Below are 26,597 nucleotides of genomic sequence, written 5' to 3' on the forward strand. Positions count from 1 at the left end.
ATGAATTAGTTGTAGCTTTAAATATTGTTTACAAGCGGTTTGTATTGCTGCCGTTTACTTAAGTGTTTGAAATTATGGAAATAAAAGAGCTAACCCGTGCAGAAGAACAACTTATGCATGTGCTTTGGCAAATAAAAAAAGGCTACGTTAAGGAGGTAATTGAGCATTTACCTGAACCCAAGCCGGCCTATAATACGGTATCAACAATTATAAGAATTTTAGAGACCAAAGGATTTGTTGGCCATACAGCTTATGGCAAAAGTCATGAGTATTATCCACTTATAAGCAAAGATGAATACCAGAACTTTGCCTCTGATAAATTGCTTACCGGGTATTTCGATAATTCGGTAAAGCGCATGTTCTCGTTTTTTGTGCAAAAGGAAAAGATTGATGTGAAGGAAGCCGACGAGATAATGAAACTGATAGAAAAACTCAAAGATAAATAATAAAATTGTTTGCTTATGACCTGGTGGCACTACCTGTTGCTCAGCAACCTGTATCTCATCCTGTTCTTCGGCTTTTACGCTTTATTGCTTCAGCGCGAAACGTTTTTCCAGCTTAACCGCGTTTACCTTGTAGGGTCGGCATTGTTATCGTTTTTGATTCCGGTAATACATCTGGATGTAGTTCAAAGCTGGTTTATTACCCAAAAGGTACATCAAACCATATATAGCGGTACTGCGGATGCTGTATACGTTTTTAATGCCCAGCCTGATCGCCTTACCCTGGGTGAAGTTGCTGGTATGATATATATAGCCGGCATAATTGTACTAACATTTAAGTTGGTTTGGCAGTTAAGTGCACTAAGTCAAATTATTAAAAGTGATCAACTAGCAGCACCATGGTCGTTTTTTGGGAAAATTAAGGTTGATGAAAGCATACATGGCCAGGATGCCATTATGGCTCATGAAAATGTACATGCAAAGCAATGGCACTCGGCCGATGTGTTGCTTATCGAAATATTTATGATCATTAACTGGTTCAATCCGGTAATGTATTTGTACCGCAGGTTCATAAAGCAAACGCACGAATTTATAGCCGACCGCGATGCCATTAAAGCCGGAACCGGCAAGGCCGAGTATGCTATGTTGTTGCTTAACCAAACCTTTAATAATCCTGCTCACCATCTTTTAAATCCCTTTTTTAGCAACAGCGTGCTTAAAGAGCGGATAAAAATGCTGCAGAAAAATAAGTCGGGTTATACAGCCTTAATTAAGTATGGCTTTTCGGCACCGCTGTTTGCATTGATGCTTGCCTTATCATCCGCCACTATAAACAACAGTAAGGTGGTTAAAAAAATACAAAGCGAAGCTTTAGAGGTTTTTGATGCTCCCGCAAATATTATAAGCGGTACACCCGTACAAATTGAGGAACTTACGGTTAAGAAACCCCAACAAGAGGAGCTTACCGTAAATACACCGGCATTTAAAGTGAACGATAATTTGCTGGTAAAAGATGAACCGGTATCTCATGAACTCGCCTCATCAAACATAGATAGTGCCAAAACCAGTGAAAATAACGAAGTGTTTACATCAGTTGAAAAGCTGCCCAACTTTGTAGGCGGAGTCTCTGGCTTCATTGCATTTTTAAAGCAAAACCTGCACAATCCCAATAACCAGCAGGGACGGGTAAACGTTACATTTGTTGTTAAAAAGGATGGAAATTTATCAAACGTACAAGCATTGCGCGTAACCAATTCTGCACTTGCGGCAGAGGCTGTACGCGTTGTAAGTTCATCTCCGCGCTGGATTCCGGGAGAGCAAAACGGACATAAGGTTAACGTGCAGTACACCGTGCCTGTAATGTTTGTAAACGGTAATGAAAGTGGGGCTGATACAGCAAAGCGTATACAGAGTGTAACGTTTCACAGGTTTTCAAATGTAAGGACTGCTGGCGCTACTTTTGATTCTACCAAAACAATGGCTAACGCGGCTACTGAAAAAACCATGGTTTATACGTTTAATGGTACGGCTGGTGGCAAGTCACCTCATTTTATTATAGACGGAAAAGATGTAACCGTTGATAAGGTAAAAGCACTTGACGCAAAAAGCATAGAGAAAATCCAGGTTTTTAAAACTGAAGAATCGGCCAAGCAATTTGGTGTAAAATTTGACCAAAATGGCGTTGTGGCAATTACTACCGTTAAAAGGCAGTAAGTATAATTATCACTAAAAGTGTTCTACAATTTTTTTGGTCACAGCCATCCTGTTACGCTGGCTGTACCACTCTTTTAACTTATCACGAACGGCTTGCTTGTTTGCTATAGGTAAAGGTGAATTATAGTCAAAGTAATCTACATCGCGCGTTAATCCGTCCAAAAGCGGCTGGTCAAGCTCGTTGAAATTAACAGGTATAACCTCAAATGCCGCATAAGCCGATTGTATTCCTGATTTCCCTAAAAAACGTATAGGGTATTCAATGGCTCCGTAAGTTGCCTTATTTAAATAGCCAGCAATATCTTCAGCCGGCAATTTGCCTAGCTTTTTAAATAGCACGCCAGGTGTATCATAATTCATATCGCCTGCGCCAATATCATAAATGGTTTTTACACCAAGCTTTTCTATCACACTTGTAAAATGTGTGCTTGCGTATATATTACTACGTGATGTTGCCGAACCAAAAATAACCATGCAACCTTCATCTTTAGCTATGTTATGATCATAGTAAGATTCGGGAATATTAGAGTATAAGCCAGTTATTATTACATTATTAGGCTTGCCCCCAAGTGCATTTGATAAACGGGTTTTATAATAAACACAATTGGTAAATGTTTGATCGGCAAGGTTGTATAACTGGCGTACTATTATTTTTTGCAACGGAAATATGAAGAACGCTGACGAAAGAACATTTGTTGTTACGGCATACAATTCGTGGAAGTATACCAATATTTTGCAACCCAGCGTTATTTTAAGTTGCTTAACCACTTTTGGCATGTAAAACGGTAGCCCCTTCTTTTGATACGCGTAGATTACAAAGTGTATTACCACCACATCCGGACGCTGCTCAAACACTTTGTTGTACAAATTACTGGCATTAAAGCCAATTACTTTAAATTCCAGATTACCCGGCGGTATCTCATTTACAGCGAATACAATTTCGGCGTCAATAAGCTCCTTTGTTGTTTGAGCCATCAAGTAAGAAAAGTCTCCAAGTCCGTTAATTGCAGGAGGTAACGTAGGTGTGATGTGTACAATTTTTTTCATAAGCTGCTTAAGCGCCAAATTATCCTGTGGTTTGCAGGCACCGGCTTTAAAGCTTCGGTAGTGTAAAGCTGCACTATTCAGTACAACTGCGGTGAGCTATAAAATTATAAATTTTATGCTTGTCATAAGCTTAATTATTTTGAAAGATACTGATACTCCGTTTGTGTGTTTAAGTTAAAGTAAATTTTCTTTACAATTTAAAGTTTAAACATATATTTTTAGTGGGTATAATAAACTATAACCCATATTATAGAGCATTTTGTGTTAGAATATAAATGTTAGATTGAAGTAATAAATACGCGAAATCTTTATTAATTTCTCTTTAAGAAACAATTTCGACGGGTTGTTTGAGGCTTGAAATGGAAGAAATATTTCATAATTTTATTTTAAGTGAAGATTCGTCTACTGTAACATGCTGTAAATTAAATGTTATAACATTTAAGAGTAGTAGTAAAATGAGTACCCCTAAATTGTTTTAATCTTAAAAATTTTTTTCGTTGTAGTTATTGTGAATATTTTATCATTTGTAGAAATATTTATTATAAATCTGAAACATATTAAAAACTATTGGCGTATAAACCCTCAAGTTGATTACCAACGCCGGCAATTAATAATTAACCCAGCTGTGTAAAAGCAGGGTGTTTAACAAAATTTCAAGAGAGTTATTCTTGGTATTCTGTAACCCAAATGTATCGCCCCTAAGATGCAAACGGGATTGCTACGTCCTGCCCAAAACAGATACCCTGATTGAGTTAGACTATTGATTAAACTTTATGAAAAGAAATTTTACCCCTATTCTTTTAGCTGGGTTGGTTACGTTTTCTGCTTGTAAAAAGGATGGTTTGTTTGAAGAAACGAAGCCTGCCACACAAGAAGAAGTGCCAATTGCGGTCACACCTGAGATTCCCTATGTTGAAGGCTTTAACTTTAAAACCACAAAAGATGTTAAATTCAATTTAGCATTACGTACTAATAATGATGCCCCACTGGCCGGTGTAATTGTTAGCTTATACTTACCAACTGATGAAAAGCGTGAGGCTATATTTAAAGGCGTTACTGATAAGGCTGGCAACTTACAAGGCTCGGTAACCGTTGCGGCATCTGTTGGTTCTTTAATTATTGATCCGGCGTACATAGGTTTAATACGTGATGCGGAGGCTGTTATTTCGGCAAGTAATACCGTTACAGCTACTATTGGCGGTAAAGATGGTTACAGTGGTAACATTGTGGCCGAACAAATTTCATTCAGTCCTGCAGCAACCGATGTCAGAGCGTTGTCTTACAAAACATCAGGATACCAAACTAACGGCTTAATTGCAACCACCTTTGCTTACCCAGGCACTTATACAGCTACTACAGCAATTACCAATACGGCTACTTATCCAAAGGCACTTGGCAGGCCGGTTTACATGGAAGCAAGCGGAGATGTGCTTGACGCCTCTTTGCTTTCATACATTAATGCTTCGTTACCCGAAAATCAACCTCTAACATCAACTCATCCGGGTTATTTAAATAGTGCAGTTACATCAACACTTAACGTTACCGCTAAAACAGATGTGTATGTAACCTTTGTATCAGAAGGTGCTGCACAAAAAAACACTTTAGGTTATTATACCTATCCAACAGGAACAGCACCAAGCGTTGGCGCAAGTTTGCTACCGGTATTAGGTGGTATTGATAAAGTAACCTGGATTTTTCCGAATGCTTCGGCCAATGGCTCGGGCGGCGGCTTAAAGCAGGGCGATAAAGTAAAGCTGGGCAACTTTGCCGCAGGTACCACTATTGCCTTTATTATGGTGAAGGATGGCTGGAACGGTAGCGATGTAGCTGCAGGTAATACCAAATTTTACTCAAACGATACTTACAATCCTGGTGCTAAAAAGCAATCCATTTTGCTTTATGATGATGTGCACAAAAAATTCATTTCGAGTTTTGAAGACATTGACCGTACCGGAACAACCTCTGATAACGACTTTAATGACCTGGTGATTTACAGTTCATCGTCGGTTGCAGGTGCAATCTCTACAACAGGCGTTGCCACTATTGACCGCGGCGGCGACACCGATGGTGATGGTGTGCAGGATGCGCAGGATGAATTCCCTAATGATGCTGCCCGCGCTTATACCAGCTTTTACCCTTCAAAAGGTACTACCGGTACTTTAGCTTTTGAAGATCAATGGCCAAGCAAAGGCGATTATGACATGAACGATCTTGTTGTAAGCTATCGTTACACCTACGAAGTAAGCGCAACAAATAAGGTGGTTACGCTTAAAGGTGATTACAATGTGTTGGCATCGGGCGGTACGTTTCAAAATGGCTTTGGCATACAGTTGCCTGTTAACGCAACCGGTGTAAGCTCGGTAACAGGTCAAAAAATTACGGGTTCGTATCTAAACATGGCAGCTAACGGCGTTGAAGCGGGGCAAGCCAAAGCAGTTATCATCCCGTTTGATAATAATCACTCGCTGGTGCCTCCCGGTAAAAGTGCAAACTTTATGAATACCGTTCCGGGTACTGCCAAAGTAGTATGTAACCCAGTAAATGTTGTGGTCAACTTTAGTGCACCGGTTGATCTTACCTCTTTAAATGTATCATCGCTGAACCACTTCATTATATGCGACCAAAAAAGAGGTGCGGAGGTGCACTTGCCTGGCTACAAACCAACAGACAAAGCAAACACAGCCTTATTTGATACTGGCGATGATGCAACTGTTCCGGTAAATGGCAAATACTATGTAACGCTGGAAAACAAGCCCTTCGCCATCATGGTAAACGGCGCCTTCAGCTACCCCGTTGAAAAAATAATGATAAGCAAAGCTTACTTAAACTTCAACACCTGGGCAACCTCAGGAGGTAACACCCACGCCGATTGGTATAGCAATTTATCAAGCGGTTACCGTTACGCACAGGGGATTTTTACAAAATAATATGAAGATAAGCAGCTTAAATGATTTACCACATTGCCTGCCGAGTCAATTAAGCGGCTTTTAACAACCAAGCATTTATTAACTAATATCAAATAAATACAATGAAATCAATTTTTACTTATGCGCTTTTAGCAGGTGTAGTAGCTCTATCAGCCTGTAAAAAAGACAACAACCCAACCGATGAAGGGCCGGTAACTCCGGCTAACAAAATTGCACCAGACGGTTTTAACTTCAGCACCACTAAAAATGTGAGCCTGAATGTTGCACTTAAAACCAACAATGATCAGCCCTTGGCAGGTATTGTGGTAAGCGTAAACAACACCGCAGGTGTAACCGTATTTAAAGGCGTTACTAACAGTGCTGGTGTACTGCAAGGCATTGTTACCGTGCCATCATCAACCACTAAATTGGTTATTGACCCTGCTTATTTGGGTGTTATGCGCAATGCTCAGGTTGCAATTTCATCAAGCAATACAGTTAACGCGGTATTAGGTGGTAAAGACGGCTTTGGTGGTGATGTTATTGCCGATGCCATTAACTCAACTGCTACAGGATCGGCCTCATCTAAAAACAACACTGGTTTATTAGCTACCGATTATGTTTATCCCGGCTCTTATTCTTCTTCTACGGCGTTTGTAAACACAACCACTTATCCTAGAAACTTAGGTCGTCCGGTTTACCTGGAAGGCACACCTGATGTGATCAGTGCTTCAATGCTTTCATTCATCAATGCATCATTACCTGAAGGTAGCAAGGTGCAAAACCTGCATCCTGAATATCTGGCCAGTACTGCTGTATCAACCATTAACGTAACCAAAGCAACCGATGTATTTGTAACGTTTGTTGCAGAAGGTGCCGGTTATCAAAGCGCATTAGCTTACTATACCTATCCAACAGGTAATCCTCCGGTATTTACTTCGGCAGGTACTTTATTGGGTGGTATTGATAAGGTTACTTACGTATTCCCTAACGCTTCGGCTTATGGCTCAGGCGGTGGTTTAAAAGCGGGCGACAAAGTGAAGCTGGGTAATTTTCCTGCAGGTACTTCTATCGCATTCGTATTAATGCAGGATGCATGGACCGGTAGCTCAGTAAGCACCGGCGGTCAGAAATTCTCTACCGATGCATCTTACAACCCTGAAAGCAATGCCTCATTAAGAAAACACACTGTTACTCTATATGACGACATAAACAAAGTGTTTATCACCGGATTTGAAGACTGTAACCGTCAATCTTCAAGCAGCAACGTAAATGGTTATGTTTCTGACGAAGACTTTAACGACCTTGTGTTTTACACCACTACCAGCGTGGCCAGCTCAATTTCAACTGATGGTGTACCAACTGTTGACAAAGGCGGCGATAGTGATGGTGATGGCGTACAAGACACTCATGACGCTTTCCCTAACGATGCAACACGTGCTTACATCAGCTACTATCCATCACAAAATGGTTATGCCAACATTGCTTTTGAAGACAACTGGCCTAAAAAAGGTGATTATGATTTGAACGACTTAGTGGTTAGCTACCGTTATACTTTCACCAGCAACGCCAGCAACCAGGTGGTTGATATGCAGGGTGATTACAGCGTAGCTGCATCGGGTGCATCATTCAAAAATGGTTTTGGTGTACAATTGCCGGTTGCTGCTTCAGCAGTTACTTCGGTAACCGGTCAAAAAGCTATAAGCAATTACCTTACCATGGCAAGCAACGGTGTTGAAGCCGGCCAGTCTAAAGCGGTAATTATTCCTTTTGACAACCACGAGGCTTTGATTAAAAACCCTGATGGTGCATTCTTCATCAACGTATTAGCTAATAAAGACAAAGTGACCAGCAGCACAGCTTCGGTAAAAGTAACCTTTGCTTCTCCTGTTCCTTCTTCAACTTTGCAAGTATCAGCATTCAATCCGTTCCTAATCAGCGATATGCGTCGTGGATATGAAATTCACTTACCGGGTTTTGCGCCAACCGACAAGGCTAACAAAGCGTTATTTGGTACTGATGATGATACCTCAGTTCCTACAAGCAATAAGTATTATGTATCAGGTGAAAACTGGCCATGGGCTATAAGCTTCGGTGGTTCGTTTAGCCATCCGTTTGAGTTGCAACCAATTAATGAGGCTTACCTGCGCTTTGGCGACTGGGCTTCATCGGGCGGTGCAAACTATACCGACTGGTACAGCAACACTGCAAGCGGTTACCGCGATGTTTCTAAAATTTATAATAAGTAATAACAGTTTTAAATAGTATTGTGTAATAACGAAAGGCGGCACCGCGATGGGGCCGCCTTTCTCGTTTATACTATTCCTCGTTCAATACCTTATATACCCAGGCTTTTCCCCATTCCTCAACTTGCTCGGCCGACCATACCATTGGGTAAAATATCCTTCTTTGAAAACGCGGCGGCAGGTACTTTTGCCAGTTGGTACCGCCTGTAGCGCTGATTTCCTCAGGCTCGCGGTGCAGGTAACGCACTGCTGATTTATAATGCGACAACGGCCAGTTTACGTTTACGTTCACATCAAGCTGGCGTAATTCGGCCTGTAGTGCCGGGGTGGCATTGCCTTGTTCGAGCATTTTACGGTAAAGGGCATAAAAGTTTGTGTTGATCCGCTCCTTACCCAGCTCTGTAAATCTTTTAGCGTACTTTTTCTCAAACTGTTTAAGCGTAAGCGTTTGCTTACCGGTTGATAGTTCGGTTGCACCAAATTTCCAGTATATGTGGTTAAATTGCTCTTCGATAGATGTACCGCGCAATTCTTCACGCTTATCTTTTGCTACAAGGTTTATAAAATCAGTGGCATAAATTTCAATCATCCGGTACTGCCCCGATTGGAAACCGCTGGCCGGTAACAATGACATCCGGAATTTGAGAAACTGCTCTTTTTCCATGCCATCTACCATAATCTCAAAAGAGTTGGTCAGCGCCTCAAAATAACGGTTAATACGTTTTAAGCGGGCAGTAAAAAACTCTACGGTAAGGTTTTCGTGATTGGCTATCTGCTCACACTCATTTAACGCCAGTTTGAAATATAATTCGGTTATCTGGTGATAGATGATAAATATTTCCTCATCCGGAAAAGGCGTTTTGGGCTTTTGCAGGCTGAGCAACGTATCAAGGTTAATGTAATCCCAATACGTTAAAAAATCGGCATATAGCAAACCATCAAGATAGGAGTTCATATCCTGTCCCATGGCCTCATACTTTTGTTGTAGCTGCGCTAATCGCTCCTGTATTTCGGGGGTGAGTTGCATTAAACAAAGTTAAAACTAATGAGCAAAAATAACCCCGCTTGGTAGGCGGGGTTATTTTGTTATCTTTTTAAAGTCTCTTCAAATAATTTATATATACGTTTATACTCATCCGTCCAGCTGCTTGGCTGTACAAACCCGTGGTCTTCTACGGGGTATGAGGCCAGTTCCCAGTTCTCTTTATGAAGTTCTATTAGTTTTTGCGTTAAACGTATAATATCCTGGTAGTTTACGTTAACGTCAACCATACCATGCGCCATTAATAAACGGCCTTTCAAGCCATTGGCAAAATAAATGGGTGAGCTTGCACGGTAAGCTTTTTCGTCATTAAATGGCTCGTTTAAAATGTTAGCGGTATAGCCATGGTTGTAATGTGCCCAATCAGTTACTGAGCGCAAACCCGCCCCGGCAGCAAATACATCGGGTTGGGTAAACATGGCCATTAGCGTTATAAAGCCACCGTATGAGCCACCGTACAGTCCTACGTTCTTAGGATTAACGCCATACTTTTCAACCAGGAACTTTACACCGTCAACCTGGTCGTCAAGGTCTTTGCCACCCATGTGGCGGTATATGCCTGTACGCCAATCGCGCCCGTAGCCGGCGCTGCCGGTGTAGTCTATATCAATAACCGTGTAGCCATTATCGGCAAGCAGGTTATGAAACATATATTCATGATAGTACTGGCTCCACCAGTAATGTATATTTTGCAGGTAACCGGCGCCATGCACAAATACCACGGCAGGCTTTGACTGATGCGGCGTTTTAGGTGCATATACGCGGGCATAAACATCTTTACCGTAACGATTTTTAAACGTGACCATTTCAGGATCGCGCCATGGGTATGATTTAAATTCAGTACTGGTTGAGTTTGTAATTTGTACTGCCTTAGCACCCGGTTTATTAGGTTGTAAATAAAGCTCCCAAGGTTTATTTGAATAGGAGTAACGAATGGCCAACCACTTTTCATCGGGTGATAATTCTACCTCATTGCCGCCCTTCATACTGGTAAGCTTAACCAAACTGCCACCATTAACAGGTACCCGGTAGTAATGGCTTATGCCGGGGTGTTCCACATTACCTGTAAAATAAAACCACTTTTTATCGTTAGATAAATGCAGGTCTGATACTTCCCACTTACCGCTTGTTAACTGTTTTTTTGTACCTGTAACAACATCAACCACGTAAATGTGCGAGTAACCGCTGGCCTCGCTTTGGAAATAAAATTGTGTATTGTTAAGCCATCCTGTGTTGCCGCTTACAAAACCGCCACCGCTTATTCCGGGGCCGCCAATCCAGGCTTCATCACGCTGACGATCAAGTGGAGAAAGTTTGCCTGTGGCTGGGTCAAGCTTCATAATCCAGCGGTCTTTATTGTCCTGCGCAGTTACAATAGCAACGGCATATTGCCCATTAGGGCTCCAGTTGGGGCCTTGTATAACTACATTGCGGTCTTCATTGCGTTTGGTGCGGTCTTCCAGTTGTTTAGGGTAATCCATCACATAGTCAGGCATATCTTTTATACCTGGAATTTCTTTGGTTGATATTGCGTATACGGTATCGCGCTGCGTATCAAACACAAAAGATTGCGATGTTGACATAGGTGCACCCACCTTGGTACGGTTGGGAATATCTTCGGTGTAGCCCGATGCTGTTACATAACTGGGTACAATGGTTGTTTTGGCACCATCGGCCGCCTTAATTAGTCGGTAAGTAATATAACGGCCATCAGGGCTTTGCTGTACAAAGCTTAGTGATTGCTCACCAATTGGTATGGTCTTTAATGCCTTTCCTTGTAAAGCTTTACGCTCTGCTGTATTATACTTGTCATCTTTGGCTTTTTCTCGTATTACTTCAAAAAGTTCGGTTTGCTGGTTGCGCAACCATGCTTCTTGCTGGTTACCACCCGTTGCTGCACCCTGGCGAGGGTTAAACCCTGAAGCTACCCCACCTCCCTGACGGCCACCACCGCCTCTTTGACCAAAGCTCGCTGCGGCTACCGGCGTTGCACCGGCCATAGTGCGAATAAAGTTGGTTAACTGGCGTAACTCGCCACTATTTAAGTTAAGCGAAAACAGGTTATCACCCCGCATAAAAAGCACTTTGCTTTCATCAGTACTAAACGTTGGATTGCTTTCCCTATCGGTAGTTAGGGCAAGCGATGTAACTTTGCCTGTTTTTAAATCGCTTAAAAAAATGTCACCGCCTTGTTCAAATAGTTTCCGGGTATGGTTTTTATTCCATGTGCCACCGTTGGTAAGGGCTTTGCGTTCTGCCAGGTCAACCTTTTGAGGTTTCGTGTTTCCGGTAGTAATGGCGTACAGGCTCGTATGATCAGCAGCCTCAGGATTCCAGTTAAAGTATATTTTCTTGCTGTCGTCGCTCCATCTAATGGCATCGGGCGAGGTGCCCATCCATTTGGAATCGCTCATTATTTTTTCAATGGTGAGTTTTTCTAGCTTTTGAGCATAAGCCCCCGTTGCAGCCGAAATGAGTAAGAGTGTAAAAATTTTTTTCATTCTTATGGATGATATTTAGCAGTTAATAGTTATGCTAAATATAAGTGCTGCAAGAGTAAAAGATAGTTTCTAATACTATTTTTACAAAGGCAGCTATCCAAATGCCGGCTTAAGTTAAACAAATCAACACTTCAAGTAGGAAGCGAGTTTGAAATTGTAAACGTAACGGGAAATTAGTGGAGCGTAATTTTGTAATCGCTCATCTTCATTTTAATTTTACCAGTCTTGGTATCCATGCCGCGCATTTTCTTACGGTCAATTTTGGTATCCTTACCCATAAAGTTAAACGGTATTTTGAGCTTCTCGATAGCAAAGGCAGCTTCCACATAATCGGGCAGTATATCCCTGGCTGCATCATACTGCATTATCAAAGAGTACGATCCGTCTTTGCGGGTGTTAACTTCCGATTCCATAATACGTGCTGCTTTAGTGTCCATGTAGAGGGTAACCAATACCAAATCAGATTTTGCATCAGTAGGAATAACGTTTAGTATTTTCAACGCTTTACCATTACGTTTTTCGGTACCACGGTCTACCGTAATAAACGGATACTTGAAAATTTCTGATAAAGAGAAATCCAACCCACGTTTAGGTAGCATCACAAAATCCTTTGATGTAAATTGCATGCGCTTTCCTTTAGCATAACTCACCTGTGCTTTTTTGGTAGGCATTTGTATAAACGGAACATCTAAATTAAGGGTTACGGTAGCGGTAAACTTAGCAACCGAATCCATACGTTGCTTAATGCGTAACAAATCGGCATCAACCTTTTGGGCATATACCAATGTGGTGGTTAGTAATGTAAAAGCTAATAAAAGCAACCTCTTCATTATCCAATATCCTTTTTTCGAAATGCAAAAATTCCCAATGCGGCAAAGCCAAAGCAGTATAACAGCAGCATAAAGTTATTTAAGCCAATTTGTTGCCAGTCAATTTTATAGTTAAACAGCTGCTGCCAGGTATCAATTAGCTTTGGGAAGAAAAAACTGTTAAGCCCAGCGGGTAAAAAATCAGCTTTTAATAGCAAATTGGTAATTATTAAAAACAGTGCCGATGCAATCCAGGTTTTGGCAGCTTCTTTTACAAAAATGGCAATGGTAATGCTGGCCGTGCTGTAGAATATCATGGCTATACTGCCCGATGCAAATGCCCAGCATATGCGATTAAATGCTTCCTTTGCTTCAAAAAAGTTGAGTGTACCAATGTACACTACCAGGTCACCGCTGCCGAAAACCGCATAGGCAAGCGCAAAGCTGCTCAGCATCATAAACCCAATTACCATTAAGGTAAATATGGCAGCGGTTATATATTTTGCCAGTATAAATTTCCATTTGTTTACAGCTTGCAGCATTACGGTTTGCAGGGTGCCATCCTTGTGCTCATCAGTTAGTAAGCCCGAGGTAACAATCATCAGTATGAGCGGCACGTTAAACCACAATGAATTAAGTACGATATACAAAATCAGATTCCCGTTAAGCAAGGAGCCTTCAAAGTAAAAGTTTTGCCGCAGGGTGTTTAACAACAAATCTAATATGGTGCTGCCCTGGTAGTAGGCGGTGATGAATATAAGCAGTTCAATAACGGCAATAGCCACCAATGCATAGTAGGTTTTACTTTGCTTTACTATTTTAATAAACTCGGCATATAACAACTGTTTTATCATAGCAGCGGAGTGTTAACCAGTTGTTCTAAAGACAGCTCGGGTGTACATGAAGTTACTAATATGCCCTCGGCCAGCAGCTGGTTAAGCAAAGCTGGTATTTCACCGGCGTTACATATAATGCTTGCTCCGTTAATGCCAAGGGTAGGGCTGTATTTGTGCAGCACTACCGATGAGGCAATGTTTTGAGCCGTAATGTTAAAATTATGAATATGATGGCTAATAAGCTGTGCAGTGGTGCCTTGATTTACCAGCCGTCCCTTATCCATTACATACAGGTAGTTGCAGCACTTGGTAAGTTCGCCCATGAGGTGCGATGAGAGTAGGATTGATATATTTTCCTTTATGGCTAAATCAGTTATCAGGTTGATTAACGCCGTAACCCCAATAGGGTCTAAGCCCGAAAAAGGTTCATCAAGCACCAGGTATTCGGGGTCATTGAGCAGGGCAATAGCTATGCCCAGGCGCTGCTTCATTCCTAATGAAAAGTTGCGGACAGGGTCTTTGCGATCAACAGGTAGCCCAACTTTTAACAGGCTTTGATGGATAGCCTCTTTGTTTGCCGGTGCGCCTTGTATGCCGGCAAATAGTTTAATATTGTCGTAAGCGTTAAGATATGGATATAAACCGGGGCGTTCAATAATGCCGCCAACCGGCTTGTTGCGTTGCGATGCCATAATTAGCTTACCCGAATCTGGCTTGATTAGGCCGCAAAGGATACGAAACAGCGTGGTTTTACCTGCCCCGTTGCGCCCAAGTAAACCACATACCTGGCCCGGCAGCATTTGTATTGATACATCATCAAGTGCTTTGCCTGATGAATAAGATTTACTTAAATGAATGGCTTCGAGCATTTACGCAGGTAATCCGGCAGACAAATCCCGGTAGTTAAATTTTGGCTCATAATGCTTTTCCATGAACGTACGCGACCAAAAATATTTTTTAAATAAAAAGAAAGGATCTTTAATCATAAAGTGAGGTATGAAGTGATACCACTTAATGCCTAACCGGCGGTAATATCTTAGTACCTCATCTTCCATACCCAGTTCGCGGGCGGCCACTAAAAACGCAGTGCGCTGGCACTTTGAACCCTTATACAAGCGGGCAATTTTAGGTGTAAAGCCATGTATAAATAGATAATCTTTTATACGCTTGTAGTTTTGAAAACGCGACCAACCATCCATCACCACCATAAATATATGGCTGAAAGCAAATATCACGCTACCGAGCCAAAAGATACTAATAAGCATAGCTTCGGCAGCATATGCTGCTTTGAATTTGTTCCAGTAAAAAAGCGTCTCTATAAAAAACAGAATGGTTGAATAATACAGCAGCGCCCCAACATTCCAAAATGAAATAATGGTATTGGGTTGTTTTGGCAGCGTTATTAAATTCATTACGGTTGTAAAGATACTTTAACGATTAATTAACACAAGTAATATATATTGATTAAACAAAAGTTGAGTTGTTGCAACTACGAAAACATTTTATAGCAGATGTACAGAGCATAGCTTGGAATACGCGAAATTGTATTACTCACCTTACTTTTTAGGCTGACTTAGCAGATTGACGAATAAACGATAGGCACCAGGTACACCTGCAGGTAGTTGCCTGAAAAATGCCAAGGATGTATACACATAACGTCCCTTACCATAATTTGCGGTTATTAATGATCCGCTTTTAGGTGTTTCGCCAGCATCATTTATTTCAAAAACTGTTTGATACTCTGGTGCAACAGCACTTACAAAGTAGAGGCCACGCTCCTGTACCCAACCATCAAAATCAGCTTGAGTTATTTTGTTAGGATAGTTTAACAAAGCGCTTTGAGGATTGGTAACGGTGATTTTAGCAAGCTCATCAGTTACACGCTCATTAACCGGACGAAAAGGGTAGGGGCCCAGCTGTTGCGTTGCCAACCCTGCCGGGTTATTATACTGCACTACCAAATTGCCTCCGTTTTTCACATATTCCATTAGTTTAGGTTGCTCAAAAGCCAGGCGCTCATCAACGTTATAGGCACGCACGCCGGTAATTATAGCATCGTAAACCGAAAGGTCGCCATTCATTATTTCGTTCTCGGTAAGTATGTGAACATCATAGCCAATCTGTGTAAGGCTTTGAGCAACAAAATCTCCGGCCCCGTTAATGTAGCCAATTCTTTTACCCACCGTTTTAAGATCAATGTTAACCAGTTTAGCTTGAGCTGGTGGAAACAAGCTTATGTTAGGAATGTGCTCGTATTGTATGCGTTGCAAACCGTAGCCGTAGTTTTTGCCGTTTACGTTCACAACTGCTTCGGCGGTGCCGTTGGATGCGTTTGTTTGCGGGGTTATAATGAATTTGGCAGTCCATTCATCTCCCTTCTTTTTATTATTAAAAAATATTTTGGTGGGGCTTATTTGCCAGCCGGCTACAGGTTTAATGCTGATGCTGCCATTGCCATTTATAAAGCTTTTGAGCTTTACCTGTAGCGTTTGTGATTGTTTTGTGCTGTAAACGTATACTTTGTTGCTTATTGTTGCGGTAACGGGCGGAGCTATTTCAATGGGTTGGTAAAGCTCGCCACGTACCGGATCTACATATTTATAAACCAGCTTACGATTATATTGAATTGATTTACCAGCAATTTCAAAGGTGTACGAAACGCTTAAAGCATCAGGGTTTTCGGGATTACCGGCAACCTCGTTGTTGGGTAGTGTATAGGTGCCAATGCCATGTGGAGCATTAAGCCAGTAAGGTTGCGTAATTTTGTTAGCAACAGCCATTTGATTATATGTTTTTAGCTCATTGGCTTGTATAACCTGTGCATTGCTTGTAAACGTTTGTGAGTTGTTCTGAATGCTTAGGCTTTGCAGTTTTATGTCGTTGCCATAACGGCTAAGCACTTGCGACCGGACAGCAATGCTGTCTCCAAGGGCGTATGCTGCTTCGGCGGCGTAGCTTTCAAACCATAGCCCGGCACATGATGCTATTAAATTGTCAAGTTCCGTTAGTTTAAGCGTGCGCCAATAGTAATCATCCACTTTTTCAATCTTCGTTCTGAGCTTTATTAATTCGGGAACTGATTTCTCAGGGGCATCAGCATTAAAGTCTTTTACAATAGCTGCTACATTTTTTTCAATGTCCTCGCCGCCTTTAATTTTTTTCCAGGTAGTGTTAGTGCCATCAAGTAACCCTTCTTTAGGAGCATCGCCCAAAAGGTTTTTAAAATATTCGTATGATTGTCCGCGTTGACGGGCCGAACCAAACCCTTGCGATTTATGGTTTGAACGACTTTCGGCAGCAATTTCGCCATAGCCTTTGCCTAAAACCGGGTTATACACGCCCACATCAATCTTAAACTGATCGGGCGAGGTAGTATTGGTACTGCCAAAATTAAAGGTGTTCCACATCAGGCGTTTGGCCTGCCACGGTTGCACATACTTAAGTTGTTCGGGGTAGCGCTTTGCATCGGCCGCTGCACTAAAAGCTTCCTGCGCTAATATAGCCGATGAGGTATGATGCCCGTGTCCGCCCTCGCCAGTGGTTGGAAAGCGGCAAATCATTACATCGGGCTTAAACTGGCGTATAACCCATACCATATCGCCCAGTATTTTGTTGCGGTCCCAAATTTTTAATGTTTCATCAGGTCCCTTGCTAAAGCCAAAATCATTTGCGCGGCTAAAAAACTGCTCTGCGCCATCCACCCGGCGGGCAGCCAGTAATTCCTGCGTACGTATTAATCCCAATAGCTCGGCCTGCTCATTGCCAATCAGGTTTTGACCGCCGTCTCCTCGGGTTAAGGCAAGGTAGCCGGTGCGGTAGCCTTTCTCTTGAGCCAGGTAAGCTAACAAGCGCGTGTTCTCATCGTCGGGGTGGGCCGCTATGTAAAGTACACTCCCAAGCACGTTCAGCTTTTTAAGCTGTTGTTTAATGGTACTTAAATCGGCAGGGGGCGCGGTTTGTGCAAACAAGGCAGTAGTAGCAATTAACGCAGTAAAAAGGCTTGTTAAAATTTTCATAAAAAGATGGCAATTGTAATACACCGGTACGTAATGTACAAATATCACTTTATAATGCTAATTGCCAAATGATGGGCTTACATCCGTAAAGAAGTATTCACAATAAAAGGCATTACAATCCTCTTGCAACTTATTAAAAACAAATTAGAAAAATTTCTATTTACATTTTAAAATCCTAACTCCTTTAACGTAGCCAATTAAAGCCTTAATAACCATTTTACAAATGCATTACAAAAATGGAATATATTAATCAATCGTTTGATTAAATTTGTGCCATCAAAAAAGTAATGGAAAAAGAAAAGACTGATAAAAGAGATCACATACTGGATGTAGCCGAAAGGGTATTTTCAGAACATGGTTTCGATGGCGCTTCAACCCGATTAATCTCGGGCGAAGCCGGTGTTAATATGGCCATGCTTAATTACTACTTCGGTTCAAAAGAGGGGTTGTTGCTTTCATTGTTTGAACGCCGCACATCAACCTTCCACAGCCTTATTCAAGGTATAGGCAACAATGAAAACATGAGCTCATGGCAAAAGGTGAGCGAATACGTTGAAGCTTACATCAACCGTGTATTTAGCAATAACTGTTTTCAAAAGGTAGTGCATCAGGAGTTGGCCGTACGTCGCACGGGTGAACTTGCTGATAAGATTACCGATATGATTATGCAAAATGTAATTGAATTCAGGAAAATTTTGCATGAAGGCATCGAACGCGGAGAGTTTAAAAATGACATTGATACCGAAATGGTAGTTGCCACGGTTTTTGGCGTTAAAGCTCAAATCGTTAACGCATCACATATATCATCATTAATGCTGGGTTATGATACGCAAGATCCACAAAACATGGTTGATAAGTTGAAACCACGGGTTACCGAATACCTCAAAAAACTGTTAAAAGCATATTTACTTACAGAACATGACAACGCTAAATAATACAACCACTATCACTTACGCCTTTAAGCGGGTGCCCAAATTGGTACGTTTGGGTATTTTAGCCGCTGCAACGGGCATGCTGTTTGGCAGTACAGCATACGCTCAGGAAAGGACGTTAACGCTGGAGGAAGCCATTAAGCTGGGCCTCGAAAACAGTAAAACGTTGAAACTGTCGCAATCAAAAATTGATCAGGCGGTATCACAGTATAACCAGGCTAAAGACAAGGCATTGCCAACTGCATCGGCAAGCTTTATGTATAGCAGGGCACAAATACCTGCAAACACGCTGAATCTTGGTCAGGAATCATTAAGCCTCCCTAAAAGCGCCAATGCTAACCTGGGCATCGTATCAGTTGAAGAGGTTATCTATGGCGGCGGACGTTTTCGCTACGCCAAAGAATCAACCGACTTACTGGTTAATGTTGCCAAGCTTGATGTAGAAAAAGACCGCGAGCAAATTGCTTACAACATTGTAAATGCTTACTACGATTTGTACCGTGTTGTACAAAGCAAAAGCGTGGTTGAACAAAGCATTAAGTCAATAGATCAGCAAATACACCAGGCGCAGCGTTTTTTTGAACAAGGCCTGGTTACTAAAAATGATGTATTGCGTTTCCAACTACAGCGCTCAAACATTGAACTGAACGGTATTGATTTGGAAAACAACCGTAAGGTAATCAACTACAACCTTAACATATTATTGGGCCTGCCTGATGAAACACAATTAAACGTGTCGCAAATTCCGGTTGCACAACGCACGGTTGCTCCTTTGCAAAGCTACCGCGACAGCGCCCTTGCAATTCGCGAGGAACTGAAGCAGCAGGATTTGCGCACCAAATATGCTGATGTAAACATCAAAAATATTCAGGCCGAAAAGTTGCCAACCCTGGCTGCAACTGCAGGTTTATATTATGTTAACGCATCGGCCAATCCGCTGCCTAACAATGGTAAATATATCACTCCGCTTACTGCAGGTTTAGCACTATCATGGAACTTTGGCTCATTATGGACTAACAAAAACAAGGTTAACGAAGCCCGCATTCAGCGCGAGGAAACCGTGATTAATAAAGGTATTATAACCGATAACATTAAGAACGAGGTTAACCAGAGCTATCAAAACTATGTGAAGGCAGTTGACAAAATAAAGCTGCTTGAAACATCAATAGCGCAGGCAAATGAAAACAACCGCATATTAACGTCAAAATATGCAAACAGTACAGCATCAGCTACCGACCGTGCCGATGCCGAGACCCTACTCTACCAGGCGCAAATTAATCTGGAACTGGCCAAGGCCGATGCCGGGCTAGCCTACTACAATCTTTTAAAAGCAACCGGAAAACTTACTAAGTAATAACACTCTACAACGCAATAACAAAATGGCACAAGAACAAGAAATACAACAGGAAGAGAAAAAGAAACCTAATAAGGTTATTCCTATTATATTAGCCATCGTACTCATTGGTGGCGCAATATTTGGCATAAAAGAATACATTTATGCAAGTAAGCACGAGGATACAGATGATGCTCAGATTGATGCTGATATAAGCCCGGTTGTGGCACGTGTAGGCGGATATGTTGACAGCATATTTTTTGAAGATAACCAACACGTAAACAAAGGCCAGGAACTGGTTAAAATTGACGACCGCGATTACAAGGTTAAATTAGAGCAGGCACAGGCTGCCCAGCAAGGTGCAGGTGCTAACGTTGGTGTTGGCCAATCACAAATTTTTACTACGCAAGCTAACTCGGCAAGCGCTAAAGCTGAAGTAACGTCTGCAGCTTCAAAGCTGGAGAAAACTCAGAAGGATTATGCCCGCTATGCTAACCTGGTAAAAGATGGTTCAATTACCCAGCAGCAATTTGATCAGGCAAAGTCTGACCTGGATGTTGCCCGTGCTAACTATAAAGCAGCGCAAGACCAGTATAAGGCAGCACAAGAGCAGGTTAACACAACACGCAAACAATTAAAGGTTACCAATACAGGCGTTGATGCCCGCCAGGCTGATGTTGACTTTGCCAAGCTACAGTTAAGCTATACTACTATTAATGCTCCTGCCAGTGGCATTACCTCTAAAAAGAGCGTGCAAATTGGTCAGTTAGTACAAGCAGGTCAAACCTTGTTTTCGGTAGTTAATGACAATAGCTTATATATTACTGCCAACTTTAAAGAAACTCAGTTGGAGCACTTGCGTAACGGCCAAAAGGTTAAAGTTGAGGTTGACGCATTCCCTGATCTTGAGCTGGAAGGTTCGGTGTATAACTTTTCACCCGCTACAGGCGCACGCTTTTCACTTCTGCCACCAGATAACGCTACCGGTAACTTTGTAAAAGTAGTTCAGCGTGTACCGGTAAAAATAAAAATCAATGCTAACAAAGAAACTTTAGACAAGCTGCGCGCTGGTATGAGCGTAAACGTATCGGTTTCTATTAAAGACTAATTAAAATGGCCGAAGTAGGATTTAAAAAGTGGATCATTACCATTACGGTAATTACAGCTTCGTTATTGGAGCTAATTGATACCACTATTGTAAACGTATCCTTGCCAACCATACAAGGTAACCTTGGTGCCACATTAGAAGATGTGGCCTGGATTACCACAGGCTATGCCGTAGCTAACGTAATTATTCTGCCTATGTCGGGTTGGCTGGGTAGTTTTTTTGGGCGAAAAAATTACTTTTTAGCCTCTATTGTTATATTTACCATTGCCTCATTCTTATGTGGTAATGCAACCAGTTTGGCTGAGCTGGTTATATTCCGAATTTTGCAGGGTATGGCCGGCGGTGGCCTAATATCAACCTCACAAGCTATATTGCTTGAAACCTGGCCACGCGAGCAGGTGGGCACCGCAACTGCGTTATTTGGTTTAGGTGCCGTAGTAGGCCCAACAGTGGGCCCAACCATTGGTGGCTATATAACCGATCATTACTCATGGCCATGGATATTTTATGTTAATATTCCAGTAGGTATACTTGCAGCTATATTCACCATAATGTATGTGCGTAAAACCCCACGCACCGGGCGCGATAAGCCTATTGACTGGTGGGGTATTTTATTACTTGCCGTTGCTGTGGGTAGTTTGCAAACCATTTTGGAAAAAGGTGAATCAGAAGATTGGTTTGCAACACCATACATAACCGCATTAACTGCAACATCAGTAGTAGGTGTGTTACTATTCATATGGCGCGAGCTCACAACCGACCACCCTATAGTAAATTTTGGCATCATGCGGCACCGTAGCTTTGCCATAGGTATGTTTACCTCCTTTATTTTAGGCTTTGGTTTATACGGATCTGTGTTTGTGTTCCCTATATTTTGTCAGGCGTTGCTAGGCTTTTCAGCACAGCAAACCGGTGAGCTTTTATTCCCAGGTGGATTATTTACCATTGTAATGATGCCATTTGTGGGTAAAATGCTTAATAAAGGTGTGCCGGCGCAATTTATGGCTACTGTAGGTATGTTCCTGTTCTTTGTGTTTACGCATATGCTAAGCAACTCTACCCTGCAAACCGGTGAGGGCGACTTTTTTATACCGTTGGCTATCCGCGGTGTAGGTATGGCGTTACTATTTGTACCGTTAACTACACTGGCAATATCAGACCTTAAAGGTGCTGAGATTGGGCAGGGTGCAGGTTTGAATAATATGATGCGTCAGTTAGGCGGTTCGTTTGGTATTGCAGCCTTAACAACTATTATACACATAAGGCAGCAAGGGCACCGCAACAATCTTTTGGTTAACATAAACGAATATAACCCAGCTTTTAACGAACGCCTGCAGGGTATGATTCATAACTTTATGGCACATGGCAAAAGTATGTTAGATGCTACTAAAATGGCTTATGCGGCTATGGAAGGCACAATAACTAAACAGGCTATGTTGCTTACGTATGATGACGCCTATTGGCTTACCGGGCTGGTGATGCTGTTTTCAATACCGTTACTGTATTTGCAGCCGTTTAAAAAGAACTTAAAGCCGGTTGCCGACGCTCACTAAGAGGAAAAATAAAAGCCGTTCTGGAGTCATGCAGAACGGCTTAAAAAAACAATTAAATTGTTGTTTGTTTATTCTCAAAGCTTGCTAACCTGGTTGAAGCAGATAGCCCGCTAAAAGAACGTTTAATCTTGGTTATAAATATAGCTTTACTTTTAATTAAAAACAAGCGTATTTAACGATAGAATTAAAGAAGGGGTGGTTTCACTGTGTGAACCACCCCTTTTTATTACGTAACATTTTTGTTAGAAAATTATTTTGCCTGCTGAGGTTACTAATGAGGATATACGTACAGCGTCAAAAATACGCTCTTCGGTAGTTCCTAATTTAATTAATGAGTCTTCATGGGCATTTACACACATTTCACAACCATTAACAGCCGAAATGGCTAAGCTCATCAACTCGAAAAACTCTTTACCGGTCACGGGCTTCATCATTAGCTGCATACGTATACGTGCAGGTATCTGGGTATACTTTTCCTTTTGCGTAAAATGACGGAAACGGTAAAATATATTGTTTGATGCCAATAATGATGCACAGCCTGCAGCCTCTCCTGTTTCAGCAGCGGTAGCACCCTGCTCTTCAGCATACTTAGTAAAGTAAATGGTAAGTGGCTTGTTGTTATTGTTAATAGCAGTGCTTAAAGCAATTAAAGCACATTCTTTGGTGCTTAAATGCTCAGAGGTAAGTGTACTGCTTAAGTTCAGCTTTAAATCGCGCAGGTAGCGTGATTCGCCTTTCTCCAGCAGGGTTAAACTTTCGGTACGGTAGTCTTTATCAACTGCAACGCTTTGCAGTAGTTCTTGTATTACTTCGGTGCTTTCGCTCATGGTATTATTTTTTTAGGTGATGTAAGGAATAGTTAATCCATTCCCATTAATAAAACATGTCATTTCGGACGATAGAGAGAAATCTTGTTCATTATGCAAAACAGGTCCGCTCTAGCAGGATTTCTTCCGATGGTCGAAATGACAAGTGGGAGTACATTTGCTCCCGACCAAAAACAACAATCCCCGTAAAAGTTAAGTCACGGGGATTGTATTATGTGGTAATTTATACAGTTAAAGTTTCCTGACCTTTTTCCCAGTTACATGGGCAAAGTTCGTCAGTTTGTAAACCATCAAGTACGCGCAATACTTCTTTAACATTACGGCCAACGTTCAGGTCGTTAACACATACCCAACGTACAACGCCGGTTGGATCAACGATAAAAGTAGCACGGTAAGCAATTTTTTCTGTAGGTTCTAAAATGCCTAAGTCTTCAGCTAAAGATTTTGAAGTATCAGCTAACATAGGGAATTTAAGGTCACGTAAATCTTCGTGATCTCTTCTCCATGCAGCGTGAACAAATTCAGAATCAGTAGAAGCGCCAATTAAACGTGCATCACGATCACGGAACTCACCGTATGCTTTGTTAAATTCAGCAATTTCGGTAGGACATACAAAAGTAAAGTCTTTTGGCCACCAAAACATTACTGTCCAAACGTTATCATCGTTAACAAGAAAATCTGAAGTGATTTCTTCAAACTCTTTGCCTTTTTCAATGCTAACTACTGCTTTTTTATTGAACGAAGGAAATTTTTCACCAACTGTTATCATAATGTATGTTTTGTTATAATGTTCACAAATATACATCAAATTAGCAGTTCATTTTATTCTAATAATTTATGGCTTATAGCTTTTATCTATGCTGCATTTATAAAGATATAAACTGAATTTATCTTAATAAATCATCGTCTTCGGGCACACGGTATTTGCCTCGTCTTTTCTTGAAACTAAACTTATAAGCTACTCTTAACCCAACTAAGGCTGGAGTTTCAAGGTACTTGGGCAGCACATCTGTACGTAATGAAAACTCAACACTGCTGTAAGTGTCAAACGGCCAGTCATAAGCTAAACCAAGGCTTGCACCCGGGCCAACTACACCTTTGTCATTTCCTTTAACATATAAAGATGGCCCGGCAAAAGCCGCTATTGAATAGCCTAAATAGTATTTTGCCGAAACATTTACAAATGCCGTATTGGTTTCCGGCTCGCCGCTTTTTTTAATTCCTTCAAGGCCAACTACCGTCATCGCCGCAATTTTATTACGGGCAAAAAAATTAACTTGCAAAATGCGGTCGCGCCCGGGTTTATAGCCATGTGCCAAGGGTTGACTTAGCCCGGCACCAATACCAATACTGTTTCGGGCCTGAGCAAACGTAAACGTGTAAATGAAGCTAAACCAAACTGTGAGCAGCCAAAAAAGAATAGATGAGCGCATTGAGTAGCTAACATTGCTTTCATTGAATAGTTTAAAGCAGCCATTCCACATTTTAAAACAACTTTAACTGATCTGTTGATTCTTCAACCTTGGTTTTTGTAACTAAAGGACCAAAGTTTGATACCGAAATACCCAACAAGCGTATCTTTACATCGTTAATATCTGTTGCGGCAAGTAACTGTTTGGCTGTTTGCGCAAGTATACCGGCATCGCCCACAGGTTGAACGAATGATTGATTGCGGGTGATTTGTTTAAAGCTGCTGTATTTAACTTTAAGTGTTACGGTTCGGCCTTTAAGCCCATACTTTTCAAGCCGGTCGGCAACGGTTTGCGCAATCTTGTCTAACTCCGTCTCCATTTCATCCAATGCTGTAAGGTCATAAGCAAAAGTATCTTCGGCACCCATTGATTTTGTTTCACGGTGGGGTTGTACGGGCCGGTCATCAATACCCCTAACAATTTGGTAATAAAACTTACCGGGCTTTCCAAACCTTTTGGTCATTTCCGCTTCGGTCAGTTTTTTTAAATCGGCGCCGGTGTGCAGGCCCATGTTTTTCATTTTTTGAGCAGTTACCTTACCCACCCCGAAAAACTTTTCAACCGGCAGCTGTTCCATAAAAGCTTCAATTGACGATGGGCCTATAAACTTTAAGCCGTTTGGCTTATTAATGTCAGAAGCTATTTTAGCCACAAACTTATTTATTGATACGCCTGCCGATGCTGTAAGCTGTAATTCCTCAAAAATAGACTGCTTAATTTGGGTTGCTACCTCAATGGCCGAACCAATGCCCAATTTGTCTTCAGTTACATCGAGGTAAGCCTCATCTAGCGACAAAGGTTCGATCAAATCCGTATACCGCGAAAATATCTCACGTATCTGCCTTGATACTTCCTTGTAAACATTAAAACGTGGACGTACAAAGATTACATCAGGGCATAATTGTATGGCTTTTTTGGACGGCATGGCCGACTTGACACCAAACTTACGTGCCTCGTAACTTGCCGTTGCCACCACACCGCCCCGCCCTTGGGGCATACCGCCAACGGCAATTGGCTTGTTACGATATTCAAGGTTATCGCGCTGTTCAACCGATGCGTAAAATGCATCCATATCAATATGGATAATTTTACGGTATGATGGAGCAGCTGTTGACATGTTTGGCAAATATAATTACGACTTAAGTTTGGTGCTATTTTCTTTTCCTTTCAAGCTTAAAACTTTATAATTTTAAATAACTAATCAACCCTAACTGATGATAAGCAAGTTTATTAAAACACACAAGCAAAGTATTGTTTACGGCCTGGCCATGGCCGTAATGCTTTTTGTACTCAAGTGGCTTGAGTTAAAATTCATCATCATCGGGCATTCGTTTGAAATTTATGCCGGTTTAATAGCCGTTATATTTACCGGTTTAGGTATTTGGCTTGCTCTTAAGCTGGCCCAGCCCAAAGAGAAAACCGTTATTGTTGAAAAGCCAATATATGTCAGCAATGAAAACTTTGTAGTCAACTATGAAGCATTACAGCAAACAAATATGAGCCGTCGCGAACTTGAAGTATTGGAATTGATGGCAGAGGGACTAAGCAACCTTGAAATTGCGGGCAGGTTATTTGTATCACTCAACACCGTAAAAACGCATTCGGCACGGTTGTTTGAAAAGCTGGATGTTAAGCGTCGTACCCAGGCGGTTGACAAGGCAAAGCGCATGGGGATTCTCAAATAGATAATTGGTATCATTTGCCTGGTGCCTGCACTGAATATTAACAATTAAATTGTACTTGTAAAGGATGATATAACGGCACAAATTTCAAAATCACCCTAAAGTATGAAGCCTGTTAGCCGCTTTTGATT

The 26,597-nt window shown here is 41.6% G+C and carries 21 protein-coding genes; 9 read left to right on the forward strand and 12 right to left on the reverse strand.

Annotated elements, in window-relative coordinates:
- Positions 1–74 precede the first annotated feature (74 nt).
- Positions 75–446: a BlaI/MecI/CopY family transcriptional regulator gene (locus tag QZ407_RS08920; RefSeq protein ID WP_295769928.1), complete on the forward strand. Its 372-nt coding sequence runs from the start codon at positions 75–77 to the stop codon at positions 444–446.
- A 15-nt stretch (positions 447–461) separates the two neighbouring features.
- Entirely contained in the window at positions 462–2,156 is a 1,695-nt protein-coding gene (locus tag QZ407_RS08925) for a M56 family metallopeptidase (RefSeq protein ID WP_295769930.1), read from the forward strand.
- Positions 2,157–2,168: 12 nt separating this feature from the next.
- On the opposite strand, the gene QZ407_RS08930 is transcribed toward QZ407_RS08925, so the two are convergent.
- The gene (locus QZ407_RS08930) at positions 2,169–3,203 is read right to left on the reverse strand and encodes a hypothetical protein (RefSeq protein WP_295769933.1); all 1,035 of its coding nucleotides are present in this window, start codon (positions 3,201–3,203) and stop codon (positions 2,169–2,171) included.
- A 773-nt stretch (positions 3,204–3,976) separates the two neighbouring features.
- Between QZ407_RS08930 and QZ407_RS08935 the strand changes: the two genes are divergently transcribed.
- Together QZ407_RS08935 and QZ407_RS08940 are read left to right on the forward strand one after the other, a co-directional pair.
- Complete coding sequence (locus tag QZ407_RS08935) at positions 3,977–6,130, forward strand: LruC domain-containing protein (protein WP_295769934.1); 2,154 nt, start codon at positions 3,977–3,979, stop codon at positions 6,128–6,130.
- Between the two features lie 101 nt (positions 6,131–6,231).
- Positions 6,232–8,358 carry an LruC domain-containing protein gene (locus tag QZ407_RS08940; RefSeq protein ID WP_295769936.1) on the forward strand — a complete coding sequence of 709 codons (2,127 nt, stop codon included), beginning with the start codon at positions 6,232–6,234 and terminating at the stop codon, positions 8,356–8,358.
- Between the two features lie 70 nt (positions 8,359–8,428).
- Here QZ407_RS08940 and QZ407_RS08945 read toward each other — a convergent pair whose 3' ends face one another.
- The 7 genes from QZ407_RS08945 to QZ407_RS08975 all read right to left on the reverse strand — a co-directional run bounded on the left by QZ407_RS08945 (position 8,429) and on the right by QZ407_RS08975 (position 17,559).
- Positions 8,429–9,382, reverse strand: coding sequence for a tryptophan 2,3-dioxygenase family protein (locus QZ407_RS08945; RefSeq protein ID WP_295769938.1), 954 nt, complete (start codon positions 9,380–9,382; stop codon positions 8,429–8,431).
- A gap of 59 nt (positions 9,383–9,441) precedes the next feature.
- On the reverse strand, positions 9,442–11,898 hold the full coding sequence (locus QZ407_RS08950; protein WP_295769940.1) for a prolyl oligopeptidase family serine peptidase: 2,457 nt from the start codon (positions 11,896–11,898) through the stop codon (positions 9,442–9,444).
- Between the two features lie 173 nt (positions 11,899–12,071).
- The gene (locus QZ407_RS08955; protein ID WP_295769943.1) at positions 12,072–12,728 is read right to left on the reverse strand and encodes a hypothetical protein; all 657 of its coding nucleotides are present in this window, start codon (positions 12,726–12,728) and stop codon (positions 12,072–12,074) included.
- On the reverse strand, positions 12,728–13,561 hold the full coding sequence (locus QZ407_RS08960) for an ABC transporter permease (RefSeq protein ID WP_295769945.1): 834 nt from the start codon (positions 13,559–13,561) through the stop codon (positions 12,728–12,730). Before QZ407_RS08960 ends, QZ407_RS08955 begins: the two co-directional genes overlap by 1 nt.
- Positions 13,558–14,412: an ABC transporter ATP-binding protein gene (locus tag QZ407_RS08965; RefSeq protein ID WP_295769948.1), complete on the reverse strand. Its 855-nt coding sequence runs from the start codon at positions 14,410–14,412 to the stop codon at positions 13,558–13,560. Before QZ407_RS08965 ends, QZ407_RS08960 begins: the two co-directional genes overlap by 4 nt.
- Positions 14,413–14,955, reverse strand: coding sequence for a hypothetical protein (locus tag QZ407_RS08970; RefSeq protein ID WP_295769950.1), 543 nt, complete (start codon positions 14,953–14,955; stop codon positions 14,413–14,415). It lies immediately after the preceding gene.
- Positions 14,956–15,099: 144 nt separating this feature from the next.
- Entirely contained in the window at positions 15,100–17,559 is a 2,460-nt protein-coding gene (locus QZ407_RS08975) for a PIG-L family deacetylase (RefSeq protein ID WP_295769952.1), read from the reverse strand.
- 287 nt (positions 17,560–17,846) lie between these two features.
- Here QZ407_RS08975 and QZ407_RS08980 point away from each other — a divergent pair, with 287 nt between their 5' ends.
- Genes QZ407_RS08980 through QZ407_RS08995 form a run of 4 tightly spaced genes read left to right on the forward strand, consistent with a single transcriptional unit; the run spans position 17,847 to position 22,485 of the window.
- Complete coding sequence (locus QZ407_RS08980) at positions 17,847–18,494, forward strand: TetR/AcrR family transcriptional regulator (RefSeq protein WP_295769954.1); 648 nt, start codon at positions 17,847–17,849, stop codon at positions 18,492–18,494.
- A complete protein-coding gene (locus QZ407_RS08985; protein ID WP_295769956.1) occupies positions 18,478–19,845 on the forward strand; it encodes a TolC family protein in 1,368 nt (455 codons plus the stop codon). The genes QZ407_RS08980 and QZ407_RS08985 overlap by 17 nt, the downstream gene beginning before the upstream one ends.
- Positions 19,846–19,870: 25 nt before the next feature.
- Positions 19,871–20,932, forward strand: a complete 1,062-nt coding sequence (locus QZ407_RS08990; RefSeq protein ID WP_295769958.1) for an HlyD family secretion protein — start codon at positions 19,871–19,873, stop codon at positions 20,930–20,932.
- A gap of 5 nt (positions 20,933–20,937) precedes the next feature.
- Positions 20,938–22,485 (forward strand): DHA2 family efflux MFS transporter permease subunit, encoded by a 1,548-nt coding sequence (locus QZ407_RS08995; RefSeq protein ID WP_295769960.1) that lies wholly within the window; start codon positions 20,938–20,940, stop codon positions 22,483–22,485.
- 242 nt (positions 22,486–22,727) lie between these two features.
- Here the strand turns inward: QZ407_RS08995 and QZ407_RS09000 are convergent, their stop codons facing one another.
- From QZ407_RS09000 to dinB, 4 genes are all read right to left on the reverse strand, one after another.
- Positions 22,728–23,312 (reverse strand): carboxymuconolactone decarboxylase family protein, encoded by a 585-nt coding sequence (locus tag QZ407_RS09000; protein ID WP_157542433.1) that lies wholly within the window; start codon positions 23,310–23,312, stop codon positions 22,728–22,730.
- Between the two features lie 223 nt (positions 23,313–23,535).
- Positions 23,536–24,081: a peroxiredoxin gene (locus tag QZ407_RS09005; protein ID WP_295769962.1), complete on the reverse strand. Its 546-nt coding sequence runs from the start codon at positions 24,079–24,081 to the stop codon at positions 23,536–23,538.
- A gap of 118 nt (positions 24,082–24,199) precedes the next feature.
- Entirely contained in the window at positions 24,200–24,745 is a 546-nt protein-coding gene (locus QZ407_RS09010) for a hypothetical protein (RefSeq protein WP_295769964.1), read from the reverse strand.
- 52 nt (positions 24,746–24,797) lie between these two features.
- Complete coding sequence (gene dinB / locus QZ407_RS09015) at positions 24,798–25,901, reverse strand: DNA polymerase IV (RefSeq protein ID WP_295769966.1); 1,104 nt, start codon at positions 25,899–25,901, stop codon at positions 24,798–24,800.
- A gap of 97 nt (positions 25,902–25,998) precedes the next feature.
- On the opposite strand from dinB, the gene QZ407_RS09020 reads away from it, so the two are divergent.
- Positions 25,999–26,469 carry a LuxR C-terminal-related transcriptional regulator gene (locus QZ407_RS09020; RefSeq protein ID WP_295769968.1) on the forward strand — a complete coding sequence of 157 codons (471 nt, stop codon included), beginning with the start codon at positions 25,999–26,001 and terminating at the stop codon, positions 26,467–26,469.
- Positions 26,470–26,597: the final 128 nt, after the last annotated feature.

It is taken from the genome of uncultured Mucilaginibacter sp. (assembly GCF_913773635.1).
GTDB lineage: Bacteria > Bacteroidota > Bacteroidia > Sphingobacteriales > Sphingobacteriaceae > Mucilaginibacter.